This is a genomic window from Desulfovibrio sp. 1188_IL3213 (genome assembly GCF_036763145.1).
In the GTDB taxonomy this organism is placed as follows: Bacteria; Desulfobacterota; Desulfovibrionia; order Desulfovibrionales; family Desulfovibrionaceae; genus Desulfovibrio.
Map to the genome: position 1 here is coordinate 1 of NZ_JBAIYR010000010.1, position 26,687 is coordinate 26,687.

Annotated in this window: 22 protein-coding genes, 1 tRNA gene and 2 pseudogenes; 8 read left to right on the forward strand and 17 right to left on the reverse strand. The window is 50.7% G+C overall.

The window, feature by feature from the left end:
- Positions 1-126: 126 nt before the first annotated feature.
- The 3 genes and pseudogenes from V6C16_RS01445 to V6C16_RS01455 form a co-directional block, all read right to left on the reverse strand.
- Positions 127-587 (reverse strand): annotated as a pseudogene (locus tag V6C16_RS01445) (transposase); the annotation flags it as partial.
- 425 nt (positions 588-1,012) lie between these two features.
- Positions 1,013-1,357, reverse strand: coding sequence for a hypothetical protein (locus V6C16_RS01450; RefSeq protein WP_291442617.1), 345 nt, complete (start codon positions 1,355-1,357; stop codon positions 1,013-1,015).
- Between the two features lie 363 nt (positions 1,358-1,720).
- Positions 1,721-2,800 (reverse strand): ATP-binding protein, encoded by a 1,080-nt coding sequence (locus V6C16_RS01455; protein WP_291442616.1) that lies wholly within the window; start codon positions 2,798-2,800, stop codon positions 1,721-1,723.
- A gap of 172 nt (positions 2,801-2,972) precedes the next feature.
- Between V6C16_RS01455 and V6C16_RS01460 the strand changes: the two genes are divergently transcribed.
- The gene (locus tag V6C16_RS01460) at positions 2,973-4,121 is read left to right on the forward strand and encodes an IS4 family transposase (protein ID WP_072312641.1); all 1,149 of its coding nucleotides are present in this window, start codon (positions 2,973-2,975) and stop codon (positions 4,119-4,121) included.
- Here the strand turns inward: V6C16_RS01460 and V6C16_RS01465 are convergent.
- Together V6C16_RS01465 and V6C16_RS01470 are read right to left on the reverse strand one after the other, a co-directional pair.
- Positions 4,108-4,413, reverse strand: a complete 306-nt coding sequence (locus V6C16_RS01465) for a hypothetical protein (RefSeq protein ID WP_333542734.1) — start codon at positions 4,411-4,413, stop codon at positions 4,108-4,110. The genes V6C16_RS01460 and V6C16_RS01465 overlap by 14 nt on opposite strands.
- Positions 4,404-5,599 (reverse strand): IS3 family transposase gene (locus tag V6C16_RS01470; protein WP_232088246.1). Its coding sequence is split into 2 segments (ribosomal slippage): positions 4,404-5,335 and positions 5,335-5,599, totalling 1,197 coding nucleotides; the frame shifts between segments, so codons are not numbered across the junction. Before V6C16_RS01470 ends, V6C16_RS01465 begins: the two co-directional genes overlap by 10 nt.
- A 12-nt stretch (positions 5,600-5,611) precedes the next feature.
- On the opposite strand from V6C16_RS01470, the gene V6C16_RS01475 reads away from it, so the two are divergent.
- The 3 genes from V6C16_RS01475 (at position 5,612) to V6C16_RS14935 (ending at position 9,898) form a co-directional block, all read left to right on the forward strand.
- Positions 5,612-8,188: a GH36-type glycosyl hydrolase domain-containing protein gene (locus V6C16_RS01475; protein ID WP_333535661.1), complete on the forward strand. Its 2,577-nt coding sequence runs from the start codon at positions 5,612-5,614 to the stop codon at positions 8,186-8,188.
- Between the two features lie 186 nt (positions 8,189-8,374).
- The gene (locus V6C16_RS01480) at positions 8,375-9,529 is read left to right on the forward strand and encodes a DUF6051 family protein (RefSeq protein ID WP_333535663.1); all 1,155 of its coding nucleotides are present in this window, start codon (positions 8,375-8,377) and stop codon (positions 9,527-9,529) included.
- 45 nt (positions 9,530-9,574) lie between these two features.
- On the forward strand, positions 9,575-9,898 hold the full coding sequence (locus V6C16_RS14935; RefSeq protein WP_442886166.1) for a DDE-type integrase/transposase/recombinase: 324 nt from the start codon (positions 9,575-9,577) through the stop codon (positions 9,896-9,898).
- A gap of 310 nt (positions 9,899-10,208) precedes the next feature.
- Here V6C16_RS14935 and V6C16_RS01485 read toward each other — a convergent pair whose 3' ends face one another.
- On the reverse strand, positions 10,209-10,694 hold the full coding sequence (locus V6C16_RS01485) for a GNAT family N-acetyltransferase (RefSeq protein ID WP_333535664.1): 486 nt from the start codon (positions 10,692-10,694) through the stop codon (positions 10,209-10,211).
- Entirely contained in the window at positions 10,691-10,963 is a 273-nt protein-coding gene (locus V6C16_RS01490) for a type II toxin-antitoxin system TacA family antitoxin (RefSeq protein ID WP_333535666.1), read from the reverse strand. Before V6C16_RS01490 ends, V6C16_RS01485 begins: the two co-directional genes overlap by 4 nt.
- Before the next feature lie 483 nt (positions 10,964-11,446).
- Between V6C16_RS01490 and V6C16_RS01495 the strand changes: the two genes are divergently transcribed.
- Positions 11,447-13,183 carry a type IV secretory system conjugative DNA transfer family protein gene (locus V6C16_RS01495; RefSeq protein ID WP_333535668.1) on the forward strand — a complete coding sequence of 579 codons (1,737 nt, stop codon included), beginning with the start codon at positions 11,447-11,449 and terminating at the stop codon, positions 13,181-13,183.
- Here the strand turns inward: V6C16_RS01495 and V6C16_RS01500 are convergent.
- Entirely contained in the window at positions 13,180-13,500 is a 321-nt protein-coding gene (locus V6C16_RS01500) for a helix-turn-helix domain-containing protein (RefSeq protein ID WP_333535669.1), read from the reverse strand. The genes V6C16_RS01495 and V6C16_RS01500 overlap by 4 nt on opposite strands.
- Positions 13,501-13,630: 130 nt before the next feature.
- Here V6C16_RS01500 and V6C16_RS01505 point away from each other — a divergent pair, with 130 nt between their 5' ends.
- Entirely contained in the window at positions 13,631-13,873 is a 243-nt protein-coding gene (locus tag V6C16_RS01505; RefSeq protein ID WP_333535671.1) for a transposase, read from the forward strand.
- Positions 13,874-13,914: 41 nt separating this feature from the next.
- On the opposite strand, the gene V6C16_RS01510 is transcribed toward V6C16_RS01505, so the two are convergent.
- Positions 13,915-16,662 carry a MobA/MobL family protein gene (locus V6C16_RS01510; protein ID WP_333535673.1) on the reverse strand — a complete coding sequence of 916 codons (2,748 nt, stop codon included), beginning with the start codon at positions 16,660-16,662 and terminating at the stop codon, positions 13,915-13,917.
- Positions 16,663-16,841: 179 nt separating this feature from the next.
- Between V6C16_RS01510 and V6C16_RS01515 the strand changes: the two genes are divergently transcribed.
- Positions 16,842-17,195: a hypothetical protein gene (locus V6C16_RS01515; RefSeq protein ID WP_333535675.1), complete on the forward strand. Its 354-nt coding sequence runs from the start codon at positions 16,842-16,844 to the stop codon at positions 17,193-17,195.
- A gap of 1 nt (position 17,196) precedes the next feature.
- On the opposite strand, the gene V6C16_RS01520 is transcribed toward V6C16_RS01515, so the two are convergent.
- Together V6C16_RS01520 and V6C16_RS01525 are read right to left on the reverse strand one after the other, a co-directional pair.
- A complete protein-coding gene (locus V6C16_RS01520) occupies positions 17,197-18,012 on the reverse strand; it encodes a hypothetical protein (protein WP_333535677.1) in 816 nt (271 codons plus the stop codon).
- A gap of 102 nt (positions 18,013-18,114) precedes the next feature.
- Positions 18,115-18,300: a hypothetical protein gene (locus V6C16_RS01525; RefSeq protein WP_333535679.1), complete on the reverse strand. Its 186-nt coding sequence runs from the start codon at positions 18,298-18,300 to the stop codon at positions 18,115-18,117.
- Between V6C16_RS01525 and V6C16_RS01530 the strand changes: the two genes are divergently transcribed.
- The gene (locus V6C16_RS01530) at positions 18,299-19,516 is read left to right on the forward strand and encodes a tyrosine-type recombinase/integrase (protein ID WP_333535680.1); all 1,218 of its coding nucleotides are present in this window, start codon (positions 18,299-18,301) and stop codon (positions 19,514-19,516) included. The genes V6C16_RS01525 and V6C16_RS01530 overlap by 2 nt on opposite strands.
- Before the next feature lie 212 nt (positions 19,517-19,728).
- Here the strand turns inward: V6C16_RS01530 and V6C16_RS01535 are convergent.
- From V6C16_RS01535 to V6C16_RS01560, 6 genes and pseudogenes are all read right to left on the reverse strand, one after another.
- Positions 19,729-19,805 (reverse strand) — tRNA-Glu (locus V6C16_RS01535).
- 271 nt (positions 19,806-20,076) lie between these two features.
- Positions 20,077-20,532 carry an IS200/IS605 family transposase gene (gene tnpA, locus V6C16_RS01540; RefSeq protein ID WP_333535681.1) on the reverse strand — a complete coding sequence of 152 codons (456 nt, stop codon included), beginning with the start codon at positions 20,530-20,532 and terminating at the stop codon, positions 20,077-20,079.
- 289 nt (positions 20,533-20,821) lie between these two features.
- Positions 20,822-23,254, reverse strand: coding sequence for a flagellar hook-basal body complex protein (locus tag V6C16_RS01545; protein ID WP_333535683.1), 2,433 nt, complete (start codon positions 23,252-23,254; stop codon positions 20,822-20,824).
- Between the two features lie 89 nt (positions 23,255-23,343).
- Positions 23,344-24,192: a flagellar hook assembly protein FlgD gene (locus V6C16_RS01550; protein ID WP_333535684.1), complete on the reverse strand. Its 849-nt coding sequence runs from the start codon at positions 24,190-24,192 to the stop codon at positions 23,344-23,346.
- A 25-nt stretch (positions 24,193-24,217) separates the two neighbouring features.
- On the reverse strand, positions 24,218-26,071 hold the full coding sequence (locus tag V6C16_RS01555; protein WP_333535686.1) for a flagellar hook-length control protein FliK: 1,854 nt from the start codon (positions 26,069-26,071) through the stop codon (positions 24,218-24,220).
- A 164-nt stretch (positions 26,072-26,235) separates the two neighbouring features.
- Positions 26,236-26,687: pseudogene (locus V6C16_RS01560) on the reverse strand (glycosyltransferase family 9 protein); the annotation flags it as partial.

Genomic DNA, 26,687 nt, shown 5'->3' on the forward strand with positions numbered 1-26,687 from the left:
GAGCTCATTTGCTTGAATCTGTTCGGCAAGGATTCTCTGGAAGAACTTCTGAATCCGCGAAGACGAAAAACTATAAACACCTATAGTTATAGCCTGTTAGCTATGGGTGCTTAACCGGACAACATTGAGACCAAATCCCCAGTTGCGCTGCACTTGCGCCAGTCCAAGAAGAAGCTCAGCAATCAGGCTGTTCTCGTCAGAAAGCTTATGTTCATAGCGATAGCAGCATTCACTGACCTGAAATGTCAGGCAAGCTTTGCGAATACTGAGCTTACGCTCGGAAACGGCTCTTTTGGCCATCTCAACGCGTTGAGATGGCCTCACCAATTTTTTTCAAGGGCTTCCTGCAAGACATCGTGGCGGAGTTGGACATCGGCATACATCCGCTTCAGACGGGCATTTTCTTTTTCCAGCTCTTTCATTCGTGCCATCATGGATGCATCCATACCGCCGAACCTGGCGCGCCATTTATAAAAAGACGCACTACTCATGCCGTACTCACGGCAAAGTTCTGGAACGGGCACCCCATTTTCGACCTGTTTTAAAATCGCCAAGATTTGACTGTCCGTGAAGCGTGACTTTTTCATTGTAAAATCTCCAGATTGCTTATTCTCGGAAATTCTACTTTGAAATGCTACTTTTTTCTGGGGGGATTACCGCAACGCATCAAGGCGCGCCCTCATGTCATAAACAAAAGACCTCAATACCCTGTTAAAATGATCTTTTTTTACGATAGCTGTGTTCATTCCAAGCCATTTGTGCAACTTCAAATCATCCGAGGCTGGTGGAATACTCTCTAGGTACTTTTTCCAATTAGATAAAAGACGTTCCATCTCGACACGTTGTTTTAAGCTTATATTCATGGATAATTCTCCATTCCTCTTTCTAGCCTAGGATGCCCCGTGAAGAAGGAGGGAGTTTTTGACCCGCTTAACCCAAGTAAAAGATAATAATGAAATAGACTAAATTGTGAAGTTGTGAATTTTTTTCAAGTATGGACGAGTACATTTCATTAGTGGGAGCTAATCGAACTTTTGTTGGCGGGCATATTCTGGAGATCTTCCTGAGGAACATCTTCAAATTGTTCATACATTGAAAGAACGTTGTAAACATTGTCTTGTCCCTCTTTCGTTTCATCCCACCATGCAACACCTCTATTTTTTAAAATCTTTTCTATCTGCGAAACAAAGCTGTTACTTCCCCTAGTTTTGTACGATTCCCCGTCGTCAATATCAATTTTCATGGTTTTTCCATCACCTGATGGAAAAATTGTCATACTGTGCCCATCTTCAAGGGTGAATGTCTTTTTGCCAACACTCTTGAGTGCTACGTCGGCCAACTTGAATAGATAATTCATAAATTCTCCTATCTGCATTTAGACTGTATATACATTACAATGGAAAACAATTTCTGTCTTTATTTTTATGATAATTATAATTCTTATGTGTAATTAATGTCGACTGACAGTCATATTAAAGTAATTTATACTATTTATTATAACAATATATATATGCAAACCAGAACATATTGATCAAATCTCTTGCTTTTGATCTTGCATTTCCTTGGCGCTAAGCAGCAAAAGCCCCGGCCTTTGGAGTGGCCGGGGCTTTTTGGGGGTGCGTCAGGAGTGTGCCTATTTCTGCGGGTGGGGCAGACAGGCACGCTGGTCAGCTTCAACATGTAAAATTCATAAAAAGCCTTCCGTAATGACTCACATAAATTAAACCCTCGAATAAATAGCTACATCTTCTCTAAACTCCGCAATCATCGATTCCGTCAAGGACGGCCTGAAAGAAGCAATTTTCTCAGCAATCATCCCTGTGGTCACAGGCGTGTTTGCCCCTCTTTCACATTCTTCTTCAAAAGCATACTGGGCAACAATTTGGAAAAGGTACTCAATATCTGCAGGGGTAAATTTAGGTGTCAAGCTTACAATATGATCGACATCAACTACGCCGCAGTTCATCTTCGACAAATAGTATTCCAGAATTGTTTTTCTTCCATCGTCATCCAGAGTTCCTACCGGGATGATGCAATCAAAGCGCCCCGGCCGTAGCAGTGCAGAATCCAGTTGGCGGATGTAGTTTGTAGCGCATACGAGCAGAACCTTGTTTGGCTGGCTTTTTATAAGCGGTACCTGTTTGAGAAACTCGTTGGTAATTGACCGATCGATTCTATTTGCGCTATCCCGGCTGCCTGCAAATTCCTCAAATTCATCAATGAAAAGGATAACTTCATCCAAGCACCGGGCTTTTTCCATTATTGCCCGCAGATGTGCCCCAATTTTGTCTACACCGTCGACCATAAGCATACTTGGCGCGATTTCTATGAACCACCACGCCAGCCTTCCGGCCATTGCCTTGACAAAATGGGTCTTGCCCGTACCGGGAGGGCCAAAAAAAATGATAGTTTTAGGCGGAATGACGCCATATTTTTGTGAAAGTGCTCCCTCAACCAGGGGGAGTACAATCCTCTTGTGAATCAGTTGTTTGGGGGGTTGTGTATCGGAGATAGTATCCCAAATATCTCTGCTGATGGTGCGCGCGCCCATCTGTACCAAAAGCTTTTCCTGATTGTGAGTAGAGAGCTCTTCATCCGTTCCTATGTTCTCAAGAAAGTCGGTGCAGGCAATCTTGAATCCGACATCCCGATTCAGTCTTTCAGACAGAACCCACTTATGTTGCATGATTTTCTGCCAAAGATCCGTCGCTACATCCGCATCGAATTTTGCACCGCTAGCTTCAAAAATTTTGCTGGCACAAATTTCTGGAGAGGGAGTGTCTAATATTATTTTATCCAAAATGAACCCCTAGTTGAATATTGTGTGGGGCAATTATTTTCGGAATTTGTGAGCAAATTTACATTTAAAAACATTGCTGTCCGGCTAAGGGTTAAGAAAAAAGTCCAAAATCTCAATGCGATGTGGTATAAAGAGTTTGCGAAAAACTTTGCCACACAAGGAGATTTTGGACATGAGTCACCATAATACACTTTTCTCCCAGATGCTATCTCTGATTCCCAGACATGTTTTTCAAAAGCTCGAACACCGGCACAAAGTAGGGCGGGCCTCACGCAAATTCGGCTTCAAGGAGCAGTTCACCGCCATGGCCTTTATTCAGCTTGCCGCGAGGCGTTCCATGCGTGACGGGCTCCGGTGTCTGGCTGCCGCCGGAAACCGCCTGTACCATTGGGGCCTGAAAAACGTGCCCCGCTCGACTTTCGCCGACGCCAACAATTCAAGGCCCGTGGGCTTTTTCAAGGACTTGTTCGCTGAAATGTACGGACTTTGCCAGCCGCATGCGCCTCGTCACAAATTTCGCTTCAAGTGCAAACTGTACAGCATGGACGCTACCACCATCAGCCTTTGCCTGTCCGTCTTCCCCTGGGCATCGTTCCGGCGGAACAAAGCCGGGGTGAAGGTAAATACCGTGCTTGATCACGATGGCTACATCCCTGCCTTCGTCGATATCAGCAATGCCAAAACCCACGAAAGCCGCATGGCCAAAAGCCTTTCGCTGCCAAAAGGCTCCATTGTGACCTTTGACAAAGGCTATATAGCCTATTCCTGGTTTCAGCTTTTGGCGACAAAGGGCATCTTCTTCGTCACGCGCCTCAAAGATAACGCCGTATTCAAGCTGCTGGAACGCCGTCCTGTCAATCGTAAAACAGGCGTCACCTCTGACCATATTATCGAAGTGAAAAACAGTCGGGGAAAAACCTTGCGCTTACGCCGAATAGGCTACAGGGATGCCAAAACCGGGAAGCGTTACGAGTTCTTGACCAACCACTTTCGCCTGTCAGCGAAAACCATTGCCGACATTTACAAAGAGCGCTGGCAAATCGAAATATTCTTCCGTGAAGTCAAACAAAATCTGCACATCAAAAGCTTTGTCGGGCGCTCTGAGAACGCTGTGCTCATCCAAATTTACACGGCCCTGACAGTGTATTTGCTCATGGCGTACCAAAAAATCCTGAGTAAACTTAAGCTGTCGGTGCAGCAATTATTCGAGCTCATTTGCGTGAATTTGTTCGGCAAAGACTCCCTGGAAGAACTCCTGAAACCGCGAAGATCAAAAACTCAAAACTCTTACAGTCTCAGCCTATTAGCTATGGTTGCTTAGCCGGACAGCATTGAGCAAGGATCTTTTTTCCTGTCAATGCACCTGATTCATACGCTTTAGCTAATGCTCTCTGTACTGCAACATCATCATCAGTAGTTATTATTAAAGCTTGGTATAGTGGGATTCTACCTTTTTCAACTGAATTTACTAAATACTCTTCTCCTTGTTCTAACAGTCGTAGAATGCCACGAATGTAATCTTTTCCAAGGTTTGTTTTTTTCGCAATATCATCCTCCTCATAGCCTTGCTGACCGGCCCCGGTTTTTTGTACCAGGCTAAAAGTTAGTGGCAAGCGCTTTGCGGCGCTTCTTCTGCCATCCGTATACACAACAACTCAGTGGGAGGCGAGAGCGACCCCATTGCCCCTCCCATGGGAGGGGCAAAAAACGTCAGAGGTGCTGGCGGTTGGCCTCCCAGGGAACGATGCGGCCGGCGGTGATTGTAATGCCTACGCCAGTTCTCAATAACAATTTCAGCCTCTTGTAGCGTCATAAACAGCTCGCCGTCCAGCAGCTTGTCGCGCAATTTTCCGTTAAAGCTTTCGCAGTAGCCGTTTTCCCAAGGGCTTCCCGGCTCAATGTATTGAGTCTGTACCGATAGTTCCGCCAACCACTTTTTCAAGGCTAATGCCACGAATTCCGGGCCGTTGTCCGAACGAATATTGTCCGGTCGGCCATGGGTCAAAAACAAATCCGCCAAGACATGCATGACCTGCTCGGCACGAATCGTACGAGCCACATGCAAGGCCAAGCATTCACGGCTGTATTCGTCAATGACCACCAATACCCGGAAGGCTTTGCCATTAACGGTACGGCAATGCACGAAGTCATAAGCCCAGACATGGTTTTTCCACTCCGGGCGGAGACGAACGCAGGAACCGTCATTCAACCACAGCCGTTTTCGTGGGCGCTGTTTTGCCGGAACCTTCAAGCCTTCCTGTTTCCAAATCCGCTCTACGCGGTTGTAGCTGATACCCCACCCGTCCATCCGCAAAAGATCGGTTATCGCCCTGTATCCGTACCGGCCATACTCCGAAGCGTAGTTGATCACCGCCTGGCGCACCAGCACTGAAAATTCACGGACAGAAGACGTGTACCGCTGCGTTGTCCGGTTTTGCCCAAGAACAGCGCATATTTTACGCTCGCTGCTCCCGGTCTGCTCACGAACATGCTCCGCACATTGGCGGCGACGAGCGGGGCTCAAAAGTTTCCCTTTGCCGCCTCCGCCAAAATAATTTTCTCAAGACTCAGATCGGCCACTGCCCGCCGCAGTCTGGCATTTTCCTTTTCAAGCTCTTTCAACCGCTTGAGCTGATCCGTTCCCATGCCACCGTATTCCTTGCGCCAACGGTAGTAGGTTTGCTCCGTCACGGCTATCTTTCGGCAGGCCATGGCGATGCTCTCGCCTTGTCCCACTAGCACCTCGACCTCGCGTAGCTTGAAGATAATCTGCTCTGCTGTGAAGTTTTTGCGACCCATTGCAAGCCCTCCGTGCCCACACCATACACTAACTTTTTAGGTGGGCCAGTTTTTTGGGGGCAGGTCAGCACTCTGGCCCAGCAGATGAAGGGGCGAACTGCGCTTGTAAACACAATTCCTTATCTTTCCCTCTCCGAGGGGTTGAAGTTTGTCGATAATAAAAATGCTATGCCCATACCTCGTACGGATCTTGCATTTTTCAATGGGTTGGGTGGTTTTACTCCGGACGGACGCGAGTACGTCATCACCACAACGCCGGGGCAGGCAACTCCAGCCCCCTGGGTCAATGTGCTTGCCAATCCACAATTTGGAACCGTTATTTCAGAAACAGGGCTCGCCTTTACCTGGAGCGAAAATGCCCACGAATACCGGCTCACCCCATGGGCAAATGATCCGGTAACTGATTCAAAGGGCGAAGCTTTCTATCTGCGTGATCACGCTGACGGATATTTTTGGTCTCCAACTCCCCGCCCCTGCCGGGGGGAAACGCCATACACCACCCGACACGGATTCGGATATAGCGTATTCGAACACACGGAACGCGGCATCACTTCAGAACTTCTTGTGCATGTGGCTGTGGATGCCCCGGTTAAATGCGTAAGGCTGACGGTACGGAACGTGTCTGGAAGGCCGCGGAAATTATCAGCAACAGGCTATGTGGCCTGGGTGCTTGGGGACATGCCGGAAAAAACACGCATGCACATCGGTACCGAAGTCGATCAGGAAAGTGGAGCGATTTTTGCCAACAATGCCTACAATTCAGAATTTCCTGGACACACGGCATTTTTTGATACTGACGAAACCATCAAATTCATTAGTTGCGATCGCACGGAATTTTTAGGGCGCAACGGGACATTGGAAAAACCGGCAGCCATGAAACGCAGCCGCCTTTCCGGCAGAACAGGACTTGCTCTGGATCCGTGCGCCGCGGTTCAGGCTCCATTTACCCTTGCCGTCAATGAGGAACGGGTTATCACATTCAGGCTTGGAGTCGGAAAATCTAGGGAAGAATGCAGAGATCTGGCCAAGCGGTTCAAGGGGGCAGAGGCAATGCAAAACTCGTTAAGCAAAGTCTGGCAGCAGTGGGACCGTCTGCTCGGCGCCGTTCATGTGGAAACTCCGGATCCGTCATTCAATGTAATGGCCAACGGCTGGCTGATGTATCAGACAATTGCCTGCAGAATGTGGGGGCGCGGGGCGACATATCAATCTGGCGGCGCGTTTGGTTTCCGTGACCAGTTGCAGGATGCGATGGCCCTTGTGCATACCGCACCCCACTTGTTGCGGGAGCAGATACTTTTGTGCGCATCGCAGCAGTTCCCGGAAGGAGATGTCCTGCACTGGTGGCACCCCCCGAGCGGGCGCGGAGTGCGCACGCGCTGTTCGGACGACTACCTTTGGCTGCCGCTGGCCGCCTGCCGTTATATCTGTTCCACCCAGGATGTGGACATACTGAATGAGACAATTGGCTTTATTGAGGGACGCCCCGTCAAAGAGGGCGAAGATTCTTATTATGACCAACCTTTTCCTTCAGGCATGACGGCCACACTGTATGAACATTGTGTTCGGGCCATTCGTCACGGGTTTAAATTCGGCGCGCATGGCTTGCCGCTTATAGGTTCCGGCGACTGGAACGATGGAATGGACAAAGTAGGCATACACGGAAAAGGGGAAAGCGTTTGGCTGGCTTTTTTCCTTTATGAAGTTCTGACCAAGTTTATGCCTTTTGCCTCCACTCGTGGTGATATGCCCTTTGCCCAAGAGTGCGCCCAGCAACTTGCGACATTGAAAAACAATATTGAGACGCATGGTTGGGACGGCGATTGGTACCGCCGTGCATATTTTGATGACGGCACCCCCCTCGGCTCGGCTGAAAATGAGGAATGCCGGATAGATTCCATAGCGCAAAGCTGGTCAGTGCTTTCAAATGCAGGAGATTTAGATCGTTCCCAGGCGGGCATGGAGGCACTAAATACGTATCTGGTGCGCCGCGAGGATAAGCTGGTGGCGCTGTTCACCCCGCCTTTCGACATGCTTGCCCACAATCCGGGCTATATAAAGGGCTATGTTCCCGGAGTGCGGGAAAATGGCGGCCAATATACTCATGCGGCCGTGTGGGCGGCTATGGCCTTTGCTCAACTGGGTGATACAAAAAGAGCATGGGAAATCTTCACAATCATCAATCCGGTAAATCACGGCAGAAATCCTGAAGAAGTGTCACGCTACCAGGTGGAGCCTTATGTTGTCGCCGCTGATGTCTATGCGGCTCCGGATTTTGTTGGACGCGGCGGCTGGACGTGGTACACGGGATCAGCAGCCTGGATGTACCGCTTGATGCTTGAATCGCTTTTGGGGATAAACGTTGAAAACGGGACTCTTCGTATTGCCCCTTGCTTGCCTGCAGATTGGGATAGCTGCATTGTACGTTATCGTCACATTAATACTAACTATAGTATAAACATCACACAGGAACGCGCTGGAGGGAAAAAGCTTTCTATTCAGCTTGATGGAATTGAAAAAAATGACCTTCTTGTTCCCCTGGTTGACGATCTGCAAGAGCATGTTGTGAGCGTTATAGTGCAAAAATAAATTAGGTTTATGCATCTATTTATTATTGCTATTTTAAATAACAATATCCATCCACTGGGATAAAAGATATCATGAAGCCATGATTTTGATGTATATATTATATCAGCAGAATTAAGGTTAACCTCTTTCTGTTAATAGTAGTATTAACACTGTATTACTGTCGTACAGTTTGGAGGTTTGACTTTTATGATTTATTCAAAGCTGGTTAGTTTTTTTTCGAGAGAAATCGGCTTTCTTGACGATGTAATACCTGTTGGGTCCGACCTTGTTATTCGAAATTTTAGTTTTAGTTCTCCTGCGCGGCAGAGAGTGGGGCTGACACATTCTCTGCCGGGTAACGTGACGGATTTAGGCAATCCCGATGCCGAAATTCAGGAGAATAACAATTTCAGATACCATGTGTTGATGCCGGCGCAGACGAAAAAAGCGCGGAGCATCGTCATAATGCTGCACGGATTGAACGAGAGGCACTGGACCAAATACATGCCTTGGGCTGCATCCATTGCTGAGATGACAGGCCATGCCGTTGTCCTTTTTCCGCTTGCGTTCCATATGAACCGTGCCCCTGCTCTATGGGCAGATCCGCACCGCATGGCACGCCTGAGCCGTGATCGGAAGCATACTCTGCCGTCCCTCACGAATTCTAGCTTCGTTAACGCGGCAATCAGCACAAGGCTCTATGAACAGCCAGAACGTTTCATTTTATCTGGCCTTGAAAGTTATTATGATCTCATTGAGCTTGTTGAAATAATAAAAAACGGATTACACCCCGTTGTGCATAAAGATGCGACAATCGATTTTTTTACCTATTCTATTGGAACGCTTCTTGGCGACCTTCTTATGATGGCAAACATGTCAGGATACTTTTCGGAGTCCCGGCATGTCTCATTTTGTGGGGGGCCTGTAGTCAGCGGTCTGCATCCAGAATCCAAATTTATCCTTGACAGCGAAGCCGTACACAAGCTCAGGCAGTGCCTGCTCTCAAAAGAAAAACTTGAAGTATTGTTGGCTGCCAACAGTAGGGTGGAAATGGCTTTTCGCAGCATGCTTGACTACGGGACATGCAGCAACCAACGAGAGAAACTATTGCGCGGCATTGGTGCGCGGCGTTATGCGATCGCTCTTGCTGATGACATGGTCGCCAGCCCCAAAGAGATTCTCAACACCCTTGGGAGAAAGGAAAAAAACGGTATTTTAGTTGATATCATGCAGTATACCTATACCTACAGACATGAAGATCCTTTTCCAACAAACAAAAAAATGACCAGCAACGTGGACGGACAATTCCAACGCACATTCGATAGAATTTGTCATTTTTTGAAAAATCCAGAAATTGATTGATGCCTTTTAGCAAATAACACCGTCTTCTCAATAGCAATACGCTGCTTGCTTTATCTGCACGTCTGCGTTGATGATGCCTCCGGGGTTGCGTACACGGCCATCCTCCCGGATGAAACAGCGGAATCAGCCATAGAGTTCTTATGGTTTGCCGTTGCCTGGTATGCCTCGTACAGCATTAAGGTAGAACGTTTTTTGACAGATAAAGGATCTTGCTACAGGTCTTGGAAGTTCCGTGATGCCTGTGGTGAATTTGGGATAAAGCACAAGCGAGCCCGGCCTTATCGCCCACAAACCAACGGCAAGTCTGAACGCTTCATTCGAACAGCATTGAATGAGTGGGCATACGCCAAAACGTATACCCACTCATGAAAAAGAACAGCTTATCTGCCAATATGGACGCATCGTTATAATTTTCTGCGACCACATTCGACTCTTGGCAGAAAACCTTCAGCTTCGAGGCTAGGAGGGTGAACAACGTATTGACACTCAGCAAAATAATACCTCGGCTTTAGTATAGAAATCTACGCTAATTTTGCCCCGATTCCCTCATGAGTTCAGGAAATTGGGGGGCACCTTGGGGAAACATCTGTATGGCAAGTCCGTATCGCCTTAGGGTAATAATCTGATCCGTGCTTTTCTCTCTGAAGTCGGCAAGTCCGGCATCCTTGTAGAAGGGGTTTCAACGAATATCTTCCAATCGCAGCATAAACGTCAACGGACTCACGGGCGAAGCCTGGAACCCGCAGTCCTGGTAAAATGTGGCTGCCCGTTCATGCAGGGCATGCACCAGAATGGCCCTGATGCCCGCGATAGATGCGGCCTGAACTGTTCTCAGCATGGCGTCCCGCACCAATGCCTTGCCAATGCTCTTTCCCTGTATGCTCTGGTCGACGGCCAGACGGCCAAGAATCATGACCGGTACAGGATCCGGCATATTTCTTTTAATGTTGCCCGGCGAGAATTCGTGGGTCACGCTACCGACTGCCAGCGAATAGAAGCCGACAATCTTGTTTTCTTGGCAGACAACATAGGTGCGGCTGGCTTTTCCCTCATTCTTCAGCGCCTTGGAGCGCAACCACATATCCAGCGATGGCTCTCCACTACAAAAATCCGCCAGATCGTGAGCGGCTGTGATGGCAGCCGGGGCAGCAATCCGTCCACTCATTTGTCGTCATCCCAAGGGGCGGGAGTGTCGAGAAGGCGCTTCAGGGCGACATTTTTCGAAACAGGGGCGGCCAGAGCGGCCTGAAAGGCGTCCCATTGCTCTGCCGAAAGCTGAAAATGCGTTTTTTCCATAAGAATCTCTTCGGCTGAGCGAACTGCGTTTTCCAAAATAAAAGCAGTACGGTTCTTGCCTGCCATCTCCGCAGCAAGGTCAATAATGGCCTTTTGCGCTGGAGGAATCCTCAGGTTGATAGTTCCTGTGCTTGCCATAGCAAACTCCTTTTTGACAGAATAAAGTGGGAATCTCTTTGTGTCAACACAACGTATATACGTTGATGTGTAATATTGGCAATGTTATTGACTATCAAAAAAATACTCATTATTTTATTTTTAACCAATCAACTTTAACAAAAAAAAGATGTGGAGATGGCTTAATGATAGCCTCCCCCCTGCCTGGCGGTCAGGAAGGTGGAAGCCGAATACGCGATTGGGGTAGACTGGACTGTGCCCCACAACCGTTGACTCGTTTTTCCTGGACCACAATTTGCGTCAAGGCGTTCCGATTTCAGCAGGAACGACGAAGGGGAGGACGCCCCTTCGATTACACCGGGGCACCGGAACAGTGCGGCTTGTAGCCGCCAGAAGTGGGGAAAACGGCACACAAACAGCAGGTCAATGATGGCCTTCTGATTGTTTGCCGTTTTCCATCTTTTTATTTTATACTGGAAAACGGCGACCTTATGGAGATTTACCATGAGTTCGCATCGCATTCTTCCGCCACCGACTTCCTCAAATCATGATTACCGCCAGTCGCGGATGGGCTTTCTTGCCCCCATTTCTGCTTGCAGTGCACCTGGAAGCCACCCGGCCGCCAGGCCGCCAATCAAGTATTCTCTCAATGATACGTTGTTCACCTTTGACAGTGGGCGTCGCCTATCTTTCGCAGAAGGTGTGCGCTCGACGCTTGTTCTTGGCGGAACCGGCTCAGGAAAAACCACCTCCGTCATTTTACCTATACTTGATGCATTACTGCGGCGAGGATTCGGTGGGGTCATTCTGGACGTAAAGGGCAACCTTGGCGCCCAGACCCGCGAACTGGCCAAAGCCTGCGGCCGCCTGGACGATGTGGTGGAATTTGGCTCTTCTTCCGATGCCTGCGCTACCAATCTGCTGGCAGACATGAAGCAGCATGAAATTGCGGACTTTTTTCAAGTCCTGGCAGTGAACGGGGTGGAGCACGATGCTAATATTTCCTGGCATAGCAAAGGCGGCAGTCTTGCGGCGGATGTGGCCCAGGTGCTTACATCGCTCTCACAGGTGGAGCGGAACTGCCATTTTTCCCGTCAATTCACACCAACCCTCAAAGCGGTATTTACAGCCCTGAGCAATCACGTTTTTGCTGCTAACCTCTGGAAATTCTATTGTCAGGAATTGGGTGAACTGCGTGCCCGCCATCAATATTCGCAGAAACCAGATTATCTTATGGAAGCCGAAGCATTGTACCATGCCGTCAATGCCGAATGCTTTCACATCCTTTTGCCGGAAGACCATCAGGCTTCAAAGAGAGACGTCATCACTGCCCAGCAGCAAAAGACATGGATGCTTCAAGGCATTCTTAAGCGGCTAAAGTGCATCCAAGTAACCCATGACCTCATGGATCGTTTTTCGTCACTGACAGAGGCTACCGTGCCGTTGAATTTCACCGACCTGGTTTATCGCCAGAAGAAAATTGTCCTGGTGCATTTTTCTCCTGACTGCGGACCAACGGGAGCCTTGTTATCGCACTGCATTAAAGAGCGTTTCTACCAAAGCATCCTCAAGAATGGCAGCAGGCTAGCCTCCGATCAGTACACTTTCATGATCGCGGACGAGTTTCAGCATATTCTGGATGTGGATAGCGAGCGGCCTCTGAACGATATGGAACTGTTCGGGCTTTCACGCGAATTCCGTAACATTAACATCATTGCCTCCCAAAGTATGGCCTCGCTGTATGCCAAGGGGAGAACGCATGCGGTTTCATCCCTGTTGGGCAATTGTACAACCAAGATCATGCTGCAAAACAGCGATCCTGAAACTCTGGATTGGGTGGCGAAGGTGCGTGCCGACAGCGCTGATATGAAGAACCTTGAGCGTGGCGAATGCCTGCTGGAAGGCATCGACCAGGAGGGGCGTTGCATCAGCACCAGAGAGAGCGTCAATACCGCTCATGAAGCCGTGAGCCGTCATGTACGCGCGGCGCAAGAATTGATCATGGGGAACTCATCCAGACAAAGCAGGAAAAGGGCTTTGATTCCTGTGGGCAACAGTGGCTTACCCCAATGTGTGGAGCAGTGCCTGCTTAAGAATCCCAAAAGTCTGGCTGGAGCAAGAATAATGTGGATAGAGCTTGTCGCTATGCGACAGGCGTCATGCCGGGGACTTCCTTACTGGAAAAATGAAGCCAAGTGTAAAAAATCCGAACCTCAGCGAAGCAAGCGAGAAGGTTTCTAGCTTACTTCCTGGCCGGGGGAACTGCCACCAAGCGTGACGCTGCGGCGGCACCCTCGGCCGGGTTTGGATATGGCTGGTTTCTGGGCACGAAGCTCTTCCACTCGACTAAAAAAGGCGACCACATCCATGCGCATGATCGCCAAGAGAGCGTACAGACTTTCGCATGAAAAGCTGGTTTTTCCAGCCTCAAGAGCGGCTATATAGCTGCGCGAGCGGCCAGAAAAATCTGCAAGCTGCGGCTGCGTCAAACCGGCCTTATGGCGGGCCTCAGCCAGGGCAATGGCAATGGCTGGGCGGAGAAAGGGAATCATTTCCATGGCGCAACGCTACTATAGCCGTTGACAGAGGTGCTCCCCAAAAATCGGACAGGTGTGATAGCTACTCAACCAGACGAGGAGAACACACATGTCCAAGCGAAAGAATCATGCCCCGGCTTTCAAGGCCTGAGTGGCCCTGGCTGCTCTTTCCGGCGATAAGACCATCGCTGAACTCAGTTCAGAGTTCGGTGTTCATCAGACACTCATCCACAAATGGGTGAAGCAGCTCAAGGAGTCGGCTTCGGGCACCTTTGCCGATGAGATCAAGATCGAAGAGGCCAGGAAGGAAAAACAACTCCAGGTACTTCATGCCAAAATTGGTCAGCTTACTGTGGAACGAGATTTTTTAGCCGAGGCCTGGGGGAGGCGGTAAGCGTCTCCCGCAGACAAAGCATGGTCAATCCCGGCATCTCACTACGTAAATGACATATTTTCCCCACTGTCATCGCCATCATTGTGTTCAAAATCCTGCGAAGGCTGCGGGTCTGGCGCATGGGGCAGAACAGTAGCCTGCTGGATGTCTGAGCCAGTCGACAGGGATTTTTGGATGGCGATAGCCTCATATGTCTGTTGGAGAAACCTTTCCAGGCTGTCCCTACCGAATACAATGCGCCTAAAAATTGTCCTGTGCATGAACTCAAATGGAATATTGGGGTTATTTGCCCAGATATGCTTGATGGCATCCTGCAATTTCCCTACTCCTTCCGCAGTATCAAAAAATACTCTGCCATCTTTTTCAGCATGGCTTTTGATTTCATTCCACAGCCTGTGCATATCCTGATTGGGATCTGTGGGCGGGGTTGGCAATACCAGCTGTGCTGGCCTGACTGTAGTGTGCAGCATTTTGGAGGATACGCGTGGTTTTTCGTGTCGTGTTCCTGTAAATGGGCCGGTGTCCAGAGTCACGATCCGGACTGGAGACTGCTTTGGACATCGCTGGGCCAGGTCCTGAATGATTCTGGCCTGTTCTTCTGGTGTTCTCACGCTGTGACGCTTCAGCGTACAGGCAAAGTCGACAGCCGTTATCCGTGGGAATATCTGCTGGACCTTGATACATGCATTATGAAGCCGGGTAAGCAGGTCCAATGAATGCGGCTCCTGCAACGCCCTGACTACAAGAAGCTCCCACAGTTTTTTGTGCCATATTTCATTGTTGTCAGTTGTGGTGATGGCTCCAGATTCCAGACGTTCAGGGACGCGGGCTGTTCCATGCCTCTTTCCTGCTTCTTCTTGTATGTTTTTGTAAAGATGTTCAGTCCTGAAGGACATTTCTGCTGCAACCGGCGCAAATTTTTTTGTCAGCGCGGCTATAGGATAAAAAACAGTACCCATAAAGCTGGCAGATGCTGGCACTATTGAAAACAGTTTTAGCTGCGCCTTAACCTTGCGTTCTTCTTGCCTTAAAATGCTGTATGAAAGCCGCTGGGTTTCCGTTTCAAAGGCAGAAGTGGTCGCAAGCAGCTTGGGCACGATCATGTCAGACAAACCCATCGGGGCAGGTGCCGTATCTGTTGCGCTGGCTCTGGGCATTGCGATCTTTGGACACGAGCGGAGCCACAGGCCACAACTTTTATTTTGCAGGCGCAAGGCTTCTGTTTCCAGTGCAGCTATCATCGGCATAAACCTTTGGACAACTATGTCGGAAAAACCAACTGAAGGCAGTTTGAGTGGTGCCTTAACCCTGCGTTCTTCTTGCCTTAAAATGCTGCATGAAAGCCGTAAGGTTTCCGTTTCAAGGGCAGAAGTGGCAGCAATCAGCTTGGGCACAACGATGTCAGACAAACCCATCGGGGCAGATGCCGTATCTGTTGCGCTGGCTCTGGGCATTGCGACCTTTGGACACGAGCGGAGCCACAGGCCACAACTTTTATTTTGCAGGTGCAAGGCTTCTGTTTTCAGTGCCACTACCACCGGCATAACCCTTTGGGCCACGATGTCGGAAAAACCAATTGAGGGCAGTTTAAGTGATGCCTTTGCTCTGCGGCTCTCATGTCTCAAAATGCTGCATGAGAGCCGCAAAGCCTCCAGTTCAAGGGCAGAAGTAGCTGCAACCAGCGCAGGCATTATGAGGTCGGAGAATCCTCTTCCTCCTGTGCTATCAAGGCTTCCAGTTTGGTCATGCGCAAATTCATGGAAGTCAGCTGGTTGCTCACTTTCATGATGGCATCGACCACCGTTTTCAAGTTGGGTTTTTCCAGAGGGGACAAATCGACCTCGCCCACCGTGCCCGAGGTTATCTCGTCCATAGTCCCCATGAGCATCCTTGCTTCTTTGAGCAGGTTGTTGATGGTCGTATTCATTTGGAGCAGATATTGTCTGATCTCTATCTGTTCTGTCTTGATTATTCCCCATTCTTCCAGTTGCATTTTCTCCAAAGCTGCTACACGGAATTGCAGTTTTTTGAAATTCTCTTCTGTCATGATGTAATACCTCATTTACGGTTTCAATGTCTTTGTTGTATGCCTTTGGACAGCCAAGAACGCGGATTTGACTAGAATGCCGCCAGACCCCCTCATGCTTTTGTGGAATTTCTTGTATGCCGCGCCGCAGATATGAACGGTGATCAACGCGTTCAAGTATTCCTGCTTTTTCCAATGCGGCATTGACCATATCTGCCCATTGAGATCTTAGGATTTCAACGGGCGCGATACGCTGCTTAAGCTCACGCTGTGCGCTGATTGGGTCAAGGGCAATGGCTTTTTTCCCGAAAGAGCCATCAGGCAAAACAGTGCAAGCAGTAATAGCCAGATGAAAATGTGGATTTGAAGAATGCGGTTTGTGTGAAGTGACCTGTACGGCAACTGCATAAGTATCACTTAGCCACTGGCCATATTGCAGCATGAGTTCGTGGTTTTCATCGGCAGATAATTCAATGGGTAGAGCCAGACTGGCGGTTCGTGCCGGTACGGAATTGCCGCGTTTGTAATGTGCCTCAAGGTTAGCCCAGAATTGTTCATGATCGGTAATGTGGGTAGTTGCAGACGTGGGCAGTAAGAGCCGTGTTTGGCCCAGCTCACTTTTTTTGTATCGATAGTTGTGCCATTCGCCTGTGCGTGGATCCCGTATGCTGCTGGCGGTCTGGTATGCAACACGCGCCACGATACTCTGTCCTTTATTTCGCTGGACAGGTTTAATGTTCAGATGGATATTACCTTGCAGCATATGGATGGCCTGTTGTATTTTTTCTTATATCGCCATAGGCGATATGTCTTAGCCTCGCAGAGCGCACGTGCAGTCGAAGCGTAGCGAAGACTGCTCTAAGTGCGCCGTGGGGCGAAGCCCCCCACGGGATTTCTTCAACAATAATAAATTTTCTTCGGAAAAGGAGGCTTTGGGGAAGTATGAATGCCATCAAGAGTAAGCGAATGAGCCTTGAGGAAAAATTGGAACAGCTCAAGCAGCAGGAACTGGATATTGCAGCCAGAAGAGAGGCTTTGGAGAAGAAGCTTGCCGACCATGCGCGCAAGGCGAGAACCCGTGCCTTCGTATGCATGGGAGCCATGATTGATAAGCTTATGACAGCGGATGTGGATCTGAGAAAAAGGCTTCTGGCAAAATCCCTGAAGGAAAATATCAATAACAGGCGCGGCATGGGCCACTACTGGAGTGACTTCATGCCTCCTGAAGAAGAACTTGTAAAACTGAAAAGGAAGAAGAAGCAGCAGGAGCCCACGGAAGCCGGATCACAGGAATAGACTATGAGGTGAGGTAATTTCCAGTATGGTTTTTCTCATCATCAGCCGGAATGAAGTGAAACTTCCAGATAGTACCATCGGCGGGCGGGCTTTCTCCCGCCCGTATTTCATTATCTCGAGCAACTTTGTAAAAGCGCAATGCAGCATCAATAAATCCATACCAGCCGCCGCGCAGTTCTACGTCGGCAAAAAAATTATAAGCTAGCTGGATCTCATCCAGATATATCCTCTGGCTGTCCATCGGAATAGTGGTGTACCAAGTTGGTGCCCACAGCCATGCTATGTCTTTGAAACGTGGCCAGATGTTGTTTTGAATGTTGCTGACAGTACACATGGGACCGACTGTGCGCTCATCTTTGTCAAATATCACATCATATTTCGAAACAAAAAACTCAATGGATTCCTTGAGAGTTTTTTCTGAAAATGACTGAAGCATGTAAATAAAGCCACAGATTTTACCTTGAAAAAAGCGCTCTTCAAGTGAGCCTTTGCCTTTCTCAGAAAATCCCTGCCAGCGGGAATACTGCAAAAAATTTGTCCTGGAACCGTAGAAGTGACGTGGCATATCAACAAATTCAAGGGGGCTTTTTTTTTGAAACTCCACTTCCATCATTTCCATCTGTAAAATAAGGAAAGTCATTTCCTGTGCCACATAACCAGCGAAGCCCTCCCGGTCACGGGGAAACAGCATGGCCGCAGCTGTCAGGCCAAGATATAGCTTGCAACGCAGCGGCAAAGCATTCCTGCCTTGCAGTAGGTCTTCAGGGAAGGGGATAACGCGTTTTTCAAATGCTTCAAAAACAGGCGGAAGTGACACTTTTACCTCCTTCTATGGATAGCATCCATAGTTGCGAAAACCTTCCGGTTTTTCGTCCAAACAGTATACTTGCCCTTATTGTCCACAACAAGGGCCACCATGTCAAAATTTCTTGAAGAACATCTGGGACACCGCATTCCCACAAAAGAGCTTGCCCACTGGCTTGATCTTGACGTTGATGCCGTTCGCCGCCACTATGAGGCATTCGGTGGGATACGGCCCATTCCTGGTGGCAGGATTCTGTTCTTTGAGCGCAACGTGGTGGACGCCTTGCGAGGTTCCAATCATGGCATCAAAGATTACGAAAGACGGACGTATCCGTTGGAAGGGGCGGGTTCAGAAGCTGGGCCAGATTCGGCAGAAACTTTTCGACACCAAGGCGGCAGCTCTGGAATGGGAGGCGCAGGAGCGGAAAGCAAGCTGGGAGGCCACGACAGATACGGCTTGCTCCCTGAAGCATTGGGCGGAAAGGTATCTGGACCACGCAGCCAGGTACGACAGGAAAACCTTCAACGAAAAGCGCCAGGCCCTGAGAAAGCTGTTTGCCGCCACAATCGGCAAAGGCAAGGCAGCGCAGCTGATTGTGAACCCGTTGGCTCCGGTGGCAAGTCTGACGCCGGGCAAGGTTCTTGCGGCGCTTCAGGTACAGTTTGAAACCCGTAGCGGCAATGCCGCCAACAAGGACCGCAAAAACCTTGTGGCGGCCTGGAACTGGGGCATCAAGTATTTGGGCTTGCCCACCCCCAATCCCTGTCTGGTGGACAGGTTCCCGGAAAAGCGGCATCCGCGTTATGTCCCTGCCGAGGAAGACTTCTGGAAGGTTTTTGCCCAGACGCAAGGGCAGGACAGGATCATGCTGCTCTGTTACCTCCACCTGGGAGCCAGACGCAGCGAAATCTTCCGGCTGTGTTGGGAAGATGTTGACTTCGGGAACAGTCGAATCCGGCTGTACACCAAGAAAAGGCGCGATGGTTCACTGGAGTACGACTGGCTGCCCATGACCGGAGAACTGACTGAAGCCCTGAGCTGGTGGTGGGACAAGCGTACATTCAAAGACAGCACCCATGTCTTTATCTGCGAGCAGGACGGTGGATTCTGTCGGGAGCAGTACGGCAAACCTTTCAAGGAGCGCATGCAGCTCATGAGACGGCTTTGTGAGCGGGCCAAGGTCAAACCCTTTGGCTTTCACGCCATCCGGCACCTGACGGCCTCCATCCTCTATAAGATGGGACAGCCCGTGAGTGTGATTCAGGCCATTTTGCGGCACAAAAGTCCCAATACCACGGCAATCTATTTGCGGACGCTGGGGCTTGAAGAAACACGCGGGGCTCTGGAAGGTCTTGCAGCCCGTTTTGCGGGCCACGGCCTTGAGCCTGAGCCTGCCGGAAACGGTTCTGGAAACGGTTGCGGTAAGGTGCTTTCCTTCACCGCCAAAGGCAGTACACAGGAAAAAATGCCAGCGACTCCCGCACCGGTGGTTGTTCGCCGCAAACGGACAGCGTGAATGTACACAAAAACTAACCCCTCCTAACCCCCCTTGGGAATTTGTAGCGTTCGTAAGTGCTTGCCATAGAAGGCGTTGTGGAAGGGGAAAAGGAAGAGAGTGGTTGAGGCCGGAAATGGCAGTTCAGAAACTTCAGTTTTTTCAAACCGTTTCTGTAACCGTTTCCGCATGAAAAAAGGGTTACATCTTTCGATATAACCCGTTGTTTTCATTGGCGTCCCCAAGGGGATTTGAACCCCTGTCGACGGCGTGAAAGGCCGTTGTCCTGGGCCGGCTAGACGATGGGGACGCTCTGTGAAGTGATCTTTTATGTGAGAAGTGGGTGAGTTGTCAAGAAGATTTTTAATTTTTTAATTGGAACGAAGAACCTGTGTTATTCACGAAGATGGGCAGCGATCTGTGCGCTTGGCGGCGGCGAAAGTGGCGGTTCCGGGGAAAAGGGCAATCAGCACCACCCGCATAGCGGGTGGTTTGCTCTGGCCCTATAAGGGCCTGTTGCCGGCTGCGCCTAAAGACGCTGGCTTTCACTGCGTTCAAGCCCAGTCCCATTGTCGCTTTGGCTACCCCTTAAAGGGGTCTTGATACTCGCGCGTACTCAGCTTGTCTTGCATAATGCCATGCTTCTCTTGCTGCTGGATATACTTTCTGATCGTTGCCTCGTTGAGTCCGACTGTGCTGACGTAGTATCCTTCGGCCCAAAATTTTCTGTTGCCAAACTTATACTTAAGGTTTGCATATTTATCAAAGATCATCAGTGAACTTTTGCCTTTCAAATACCCCATAAAACTCGATACGCTGATCTTTGGCGGGATACTCACCAGCATGTGTATACGGTCTGGCATCAAATGCCCTTCTAAAATCTCCACCCCTTTGTACTTACAAAGACTCTGCATGATTTCTTTTATACTATCACGCAGTTGTGCGAATATTATTTTTCTTCGATACTTAGGTGTAAACACGATATGATACTTGCACAGCCATTTTGTGTGAGCTAAACTTTGGGCCTTGGTTCCCATAACAAAAACACCCTTCTTTAAAAGTTACGATGGGCTTGAACAACTTCATCGTACAGGAAGGGTGTTTTTGTGTGTATAATACTTTGCCCCCACCCGCATAGCGGGTGGTTCGCTGTTTCGCGCGCTGGCGCGCTCAACTGGCTAAAGCCATAACTGGAAAAGGCGTCGGCCATGTGCCCGACGCCTTACACGGAGAGAAAGAGACAGCGCTATCCCCAACGCTGTGGAGGGAGTCGGGCCATCGCGCATGCCAAGGCCCGCCCTCCGTTCTTTCAGCTTGCAATCCTTACTATCTCTTCATGCCGATAACGGTTTCCAGCATGGTATCCACCGTGGTAATGCCCTTGGAGTTTGCCTGAAATCCACGCTGAGTGGAGATCATCTGCACAAATTCCGTGGTCATATCCACGTTAGACTGCTCAATGTTATAGGCTTTGGTCTTACCGAAGCCGTTATCTCCAGCCACACCCAACTGGGGTTCGCCCGAATCGTTGGTGGCCGAGAAAAGGTTGCCGCCTTCACGGTACAGCCCCTGATGGTTCTGGAAGTCATACAGGGCGATCTGATAGAGCGGAATGGTTTTGCCGTTGGAGTATATGCCGTAAACCACACCGCCGTTGTCAATATTCACGTTGCTCAGTGTTCCGGAAGCGTATCCGTCCTGAGTGCGGTTCTGCACGGTATAGGAGGTGGTGTTAGCCACGCTGGCGTATTCCTGGCGTTCCACGGCAGTCATGGTTGGTACGGTCGTACCGTAGTTGATGACATTTTCAAAAACCGGCACGCCAGTTATGGGCGAAGTGCCGCTGACTCGGGAGATGGTAGTCAGACTAGCCAGACTGCTGTTGGCTGTTTCTGTATCCGCAACCGGCCGTGAGGCGTCCGTAGGAACCGTGTAGGCTGAAGGCTTGAAGGCCGTCGCAGTTATGGCCGTAAAGTCGCTGGTGGTGATATAGTTGTGCGGCATAGCCCCGTCATCCAGATAATAGCCGCCGCTGTCGTGCAACACATCAATATTGGCGGGGGTCTGGCCGTATATGGGGCCGTTTGCTCCTATATGATAATAGCCGTAGCTATCCTGATAAGCGGGTACTGTATTGCCGCCGACAACGGTCGTATTATAGCAGCTGGCGTTACTGTTGGTCGTATCAATGAAGTAATAACTGCTGCCGTTGCTCAAAGCTTCAACACTTGCGGCAGGATTTCCGATGGATGCAGAGCCATACACCTTTGCGGTGCCGTTCAGGTAGTAATATCCTGTGGAGTCCGCATAGACGGAAACCGTAGCGCCACCCACCGAGGTCGTCATGCCATAGGAACCGGCGTCAGGAGATCCAAGGTAATAGTAGCCATATTTGTCCATACCCAAGGCATTGCCGCTGGCATCAATGGGCTGCCCGAGACTGTTGGTCTTCACGGCAGTGGCGGTGGGGTTGTTCCATGCCGGATTACCGATATTCTTGAGGCCGAAGTCCAGTTCGGTGATGTAGTTCTGCACCTGACTCACAGGGGTGCCGCCCACGCTGGTCTGCATGGTTTCGCTTACGCTGTTTGCCAGAGGCTGACCGCTGAAGTTTGCCGAGAAAACGGGCAGACCGTTGCTGGATGTTCTGGTGGGCTGCCATGAAGATTTTTGGGACGGATTGACGGCCACCTGGTTGTTCGCCGCCGGAGTTTCCGTTGCGCCGTAGCTGTACGCCGTCTGGTTGACCAGCTGTCCGCTGGCGTCAAAGATCATGACGCCGCTCATGAGCACGCCGGCTTGTTTGTTGGTTCCCGTTATGGGATCGTCATAAAACTTGGTGGGTTCTTTGGTCCACGTGTTCGTGGCGGCGTTATAGCCCTCACCACCATAGCTGCGCCTGTCTTCAGAAGGCGGAATGGTCACCAGATATTCATATATGGTGTATCCGGCGGGCAAGCCCTTGATGTCATAAATGGTGTTGCCGTTGCTGTCGGTCTTTCTGGAATCCACCTGGTCGTAGTAGACGGTAAGGGTGTGCGTTCCCCCACCTTCATCATAAACGTCAATGCTGGACTGCGTGGCGTAGGCCGTATCCGCCAGGGGGGGCTTGCTGCTGGCATCCCACAGGTCGAAGAGGGCGGTCATGGGGCTGGTATTGCTGGTGGTGCGGTCACCCTTGCCGTCATTGGTAAGGCCCATAGTGAAGGTAACGTTGGTTGTCTGCTGGGGAATAATGTTCCAGCTGTCCAGCACTATGTCCGTGGGCGTGCCGGAGCCGACATAGGCGGATTTGCTGAGGTCGGTATTGCCGAGGTTGGTTGCGCCGCTGTTAAAGGTGAGCTTCTTTTCGTTGTTCACCTTCCAGCCTTGCAGCAGATAGCCCTCGGGGTTCTGAAGCTCGCGATCCTTGTTGAAATAGAAGTCGCCCGCGCGGGTGTAATACATCTGCTTGCTGTTGGGCTTGCGCACTTGGAAGAAACCGTTGCCGTCAATGGCAAGGTCAGTTACCGAGTTGGTGCTCTCAAGCGAACCCTGAGAAAAGTCGCCCAATATGGCATAAACGCTGGCTCCCGCGCCGATCTGGCTGGGACCGCTGGTGGTTCCGATGCCTCGATACAGGTAGTCGTTGAAGTCCATGCGCTGGCTTTTGAAGCCCAGCGTGCTCACGTTGGCTATGTTGTTGCCGACAACGTTCATCTTTTGACCGTGGCTGAGCAAGCCTGAAACGCTTGTCCACATACTTGCTGAAAGACCCATAACTTCCTCCGTGTCTCGGGATAGGGGATATCTATCTTCAGAGGGGCGCTATCGTGGTGTTGCCCCATCTTTATCTGTGATGCTGTCTGCTAAAAAAGTTTTCCGCTCAGGTTGATATTGCTGATGTTGACATCACCGATGCTCAAGGGGCTGGCGGCCGATTCCGCCGCTGTCTTGTCCTTGTCGCTTTCGGCGGGCTTGTCTTCGCTATCGCCCTTGTCGTCCGTATTGGCGGCGACAGTGGCAGGTTCGGTAACCTGCCGCACGTTGGCGAGGGGCATGAGTTGGCCGCCCGCAAGGCCGAGATAGACCACGCCGCCGTCGTTAACCACGCCGGTGACCTTGGCATCCACCACCTGGTCGGAAAGAACCGCGTCGCCGTTGGAGTCGCGCAATACAAGGTTGACGGTGTACACACCATCGCCCGCAACCGTGCCGTCGGTGGACTTGCCGTTCCACTGGAACTCGTATGTGGTTCCCTTGTTTTTGGGGCTGACTTCTTCCACGTAAACGACGTTGTTTTCGGCATCACGCACAGTGATGGTTCCCCCCACGGTATTGTCCGCAGGGGCGTAGCGGAAGCGTGTAATGGTAGCTTCCTTGGTGGTTTCATCGGTAACCTTGCCGATGCTGTTGCCACTCACAGTGACCTGCTTGCCGATGTAGGACGTGGCATTGATCATCTGCTGGTTGTTGGTGGCGCTTGTGAGCCCTTCCATGCTTGTATTGAGATTCATAAGCTGCTCAAGACTGGAAAATTGCGCCATCTGGGCAATAAATTCCTTGTCTTCCATAGGGTTAAGCGGATCCTGATACTTGAACTGCGTTACCAGCAGCAGCATGAAGGAATCCTTGTCCAGGTTACTGCCCTTTTGCTTGCTCAGGGCAGTATTGAATTCATTATTGGTATTGTTCAGTGATTGGGTAATGCTGGACATGGTTGCTCCTCACGCCGGGCTGTTTTTACGCCACCACATGCAAAGAACGGGTGGTATATCTTGCCGCATGCGTATGAGAATGCACAGGCTGTTCCAATGTTGTTTCATCTAAATTATTTCTTGTATTACGCATTGTTGAGAGGTTTTTCAGCCGGGAAAGTTCTTCACGGCGGGCATCTTCTTCCTGCCATGAGTTGTGCTGGTTCAGGTTCTGCCAGGCATTTTCGTCCTGCTGGCGTGAATTGAGCTGCACCTCAACCTTGTCCACCTTGAGCCCCTGCTGTTCCAGATTGGTGCGGATTGCTTCCAGCTGGCGGGTGACCATTTCGGCAGTTTCGGTCTTTTCAGAACGGATGGTGGCGCTGACTTCGCCGTTGCGCAGACTGAGGCTGAGCGTGATGGCCCCAAGCTCCTGGGGATGCAGTTGCAGGTCCAGTCGGGTAGTGCCGCTTCTGAAGCTTGAGAGCAGCCCCTGTTCCACCTGCTGCGCCACATAGCGGGGTATGGGAGCGGGGCGCGAAACTTCCGCCGATGCCTGATTTGCAGCATCCAGGGTCTGCAGAGCTGCTGCTGCCGCCTGATTGTCCTGTCTGCCGTTAAAGAGCGGCTGCACGTCTACCTTGCGGGTCATTTCGCCCCACGAGGCGTCACGGCTGGAGTCTTTGGCGCTGCTTTGCCGGTCTTCGCCAAATGCCTGGTATCCGGCCTGCCCATTCTTGCCAGCGTCATTCTGCTTTCCGGCGTGCTCGGGGCCTTCGCCATGTTGTTGGGTCGTGCTCTGCTGGTTGGACGCCTGTTCCGTATTGGCCGAAACGCGGGTGAACGCCGTTTCCGCCTTGCTACCCTGCGCACCCGCATGACCCACGCCCGCACTCTGGCTGCCGTCAAGCTTTCTGCTCACGGCATTGCTCTGGTGTTCGGCACTCTTGAGGTCCTGAAATTTTTGCCCGTCCTGGCTGTTGGCGGTGAGCGTTTCTTCCAGCATATGCCGGGTATTTTTCTGTACGGTCTGGTCTATAAGAATCTTGCTCTGCTGTGCTTCCTTGTTGCGCAGAGCGCTCGCCTGAAGCTCCTTTTCGGTGCGGGCGCGAGCCTTGCTTACAAGAGGCTGCAATGTTTGCTGCAGGGCTGCATCAAGCTGCTTTTGTGCGGTCTTTTGCTCGGTAAAATGATGGGCCGCCGGAGCCATGAGAGAAGAAAACTGCCCCATGAGCAGATTCATGCCATCGTTGCCGCCAAAGCTCTTGAGCAGAGTTTGCAGGCTTGTCGTGTCCAGTCCGATTCCGCGGCCCAAGGCCAGAGCTTCGGCAGTTTCCACATCAAGACCGGCAGTGGGATCAAGGTGCGCCATGAAAGAGTAGATGGAGTCAAGGGCCGCTTCGCCCTTGCCCTCACCTATAAGCTGCTGCACGCGCGTTTCAAGCACGCCGGAGGGGTCTATCTTCTTGAGCAGGGTGCTGATGTGCGTCTTGTCTTCATCACTGAGAGCAACGCTGCCCCCCATGTTTTGCAGGCTCGCCATAACCTGGGCAAGGGTTGCGCCGTCCGGCTGGTCCGCCAGGGCGTCAAACTTTTTCAGGGCGTCGAGCGGCGCGCCTGCTTTGAGAAGGTCCCGCCGCAGCTCTGCCAGCTCCTGTTTGGTGAAGCATACTTCATCAAGAGTATAGGTGACGCCGTTGGTGGTGGTTCGGCTGTAAGGGCTTTGCACGCGCGGCGCCTCGGATGCTGCCGCGCTTGCGGAAACGTGTTCGCCACGTTCCACGCTGTCGATGGCATCGTGAACAGCGGAGAAAAAATCGGCAAAAGACGAGCCTTCATCCTTGCTGCTGGTAAAGAGGGCGTCGAACGACGCGGCACTTGTAGGAATAATCTGCATCATGCACTCCTTGCACCCGGTGTAATACAAAGAGTGTTCCAAAAAATAAAAACAATTTAATTCAAAAGGTTAACATGCTAGACAGAAACAGCAAGGCAAGTATTGCCGGGGATGCAAAGCCGGAAGACTGAAGGCGAACGAAAAGAAGAGGGCGGGAAAAAGAAAAATCAGGAAGAGGCCATGAACAGGGCGGTGATTTCTTCCAGATCTTCAAGAGCGGCATGCCATGCTTTGGAAGAATAGCCGTCATTTTGCATGCGCATATGCAGGTATCCGCTGAAAAGGCGGATTACGGGAGGTTGGGAGCGCCAGAAGTCATCTGGCAGGACGTGCGCACCTTTTCTGAGGTGACGTGAAAAACTGGCACAAAGCCCGGCAAGTCCGAGCGTTACGCTTTTAGCCAGATGGGGAAAAGCCGTTCGCAGACGTTCCAGCCTGCCGACCAGCAGAGGGCGTTGCGCCGGATTGTAAAGAAAAAGAAAAACAGCCTGCCACAGATCCTCAAGCAGTGACCGACAGCTTGTGTCCGCCTTATGGCCCGCGTGCTCAAGGGTGTACAGCCCCAGGGCATCGCGCCCGGTGCGGTACAAGCGCAGGCCCTGCGGCACTGCCGGGTTGG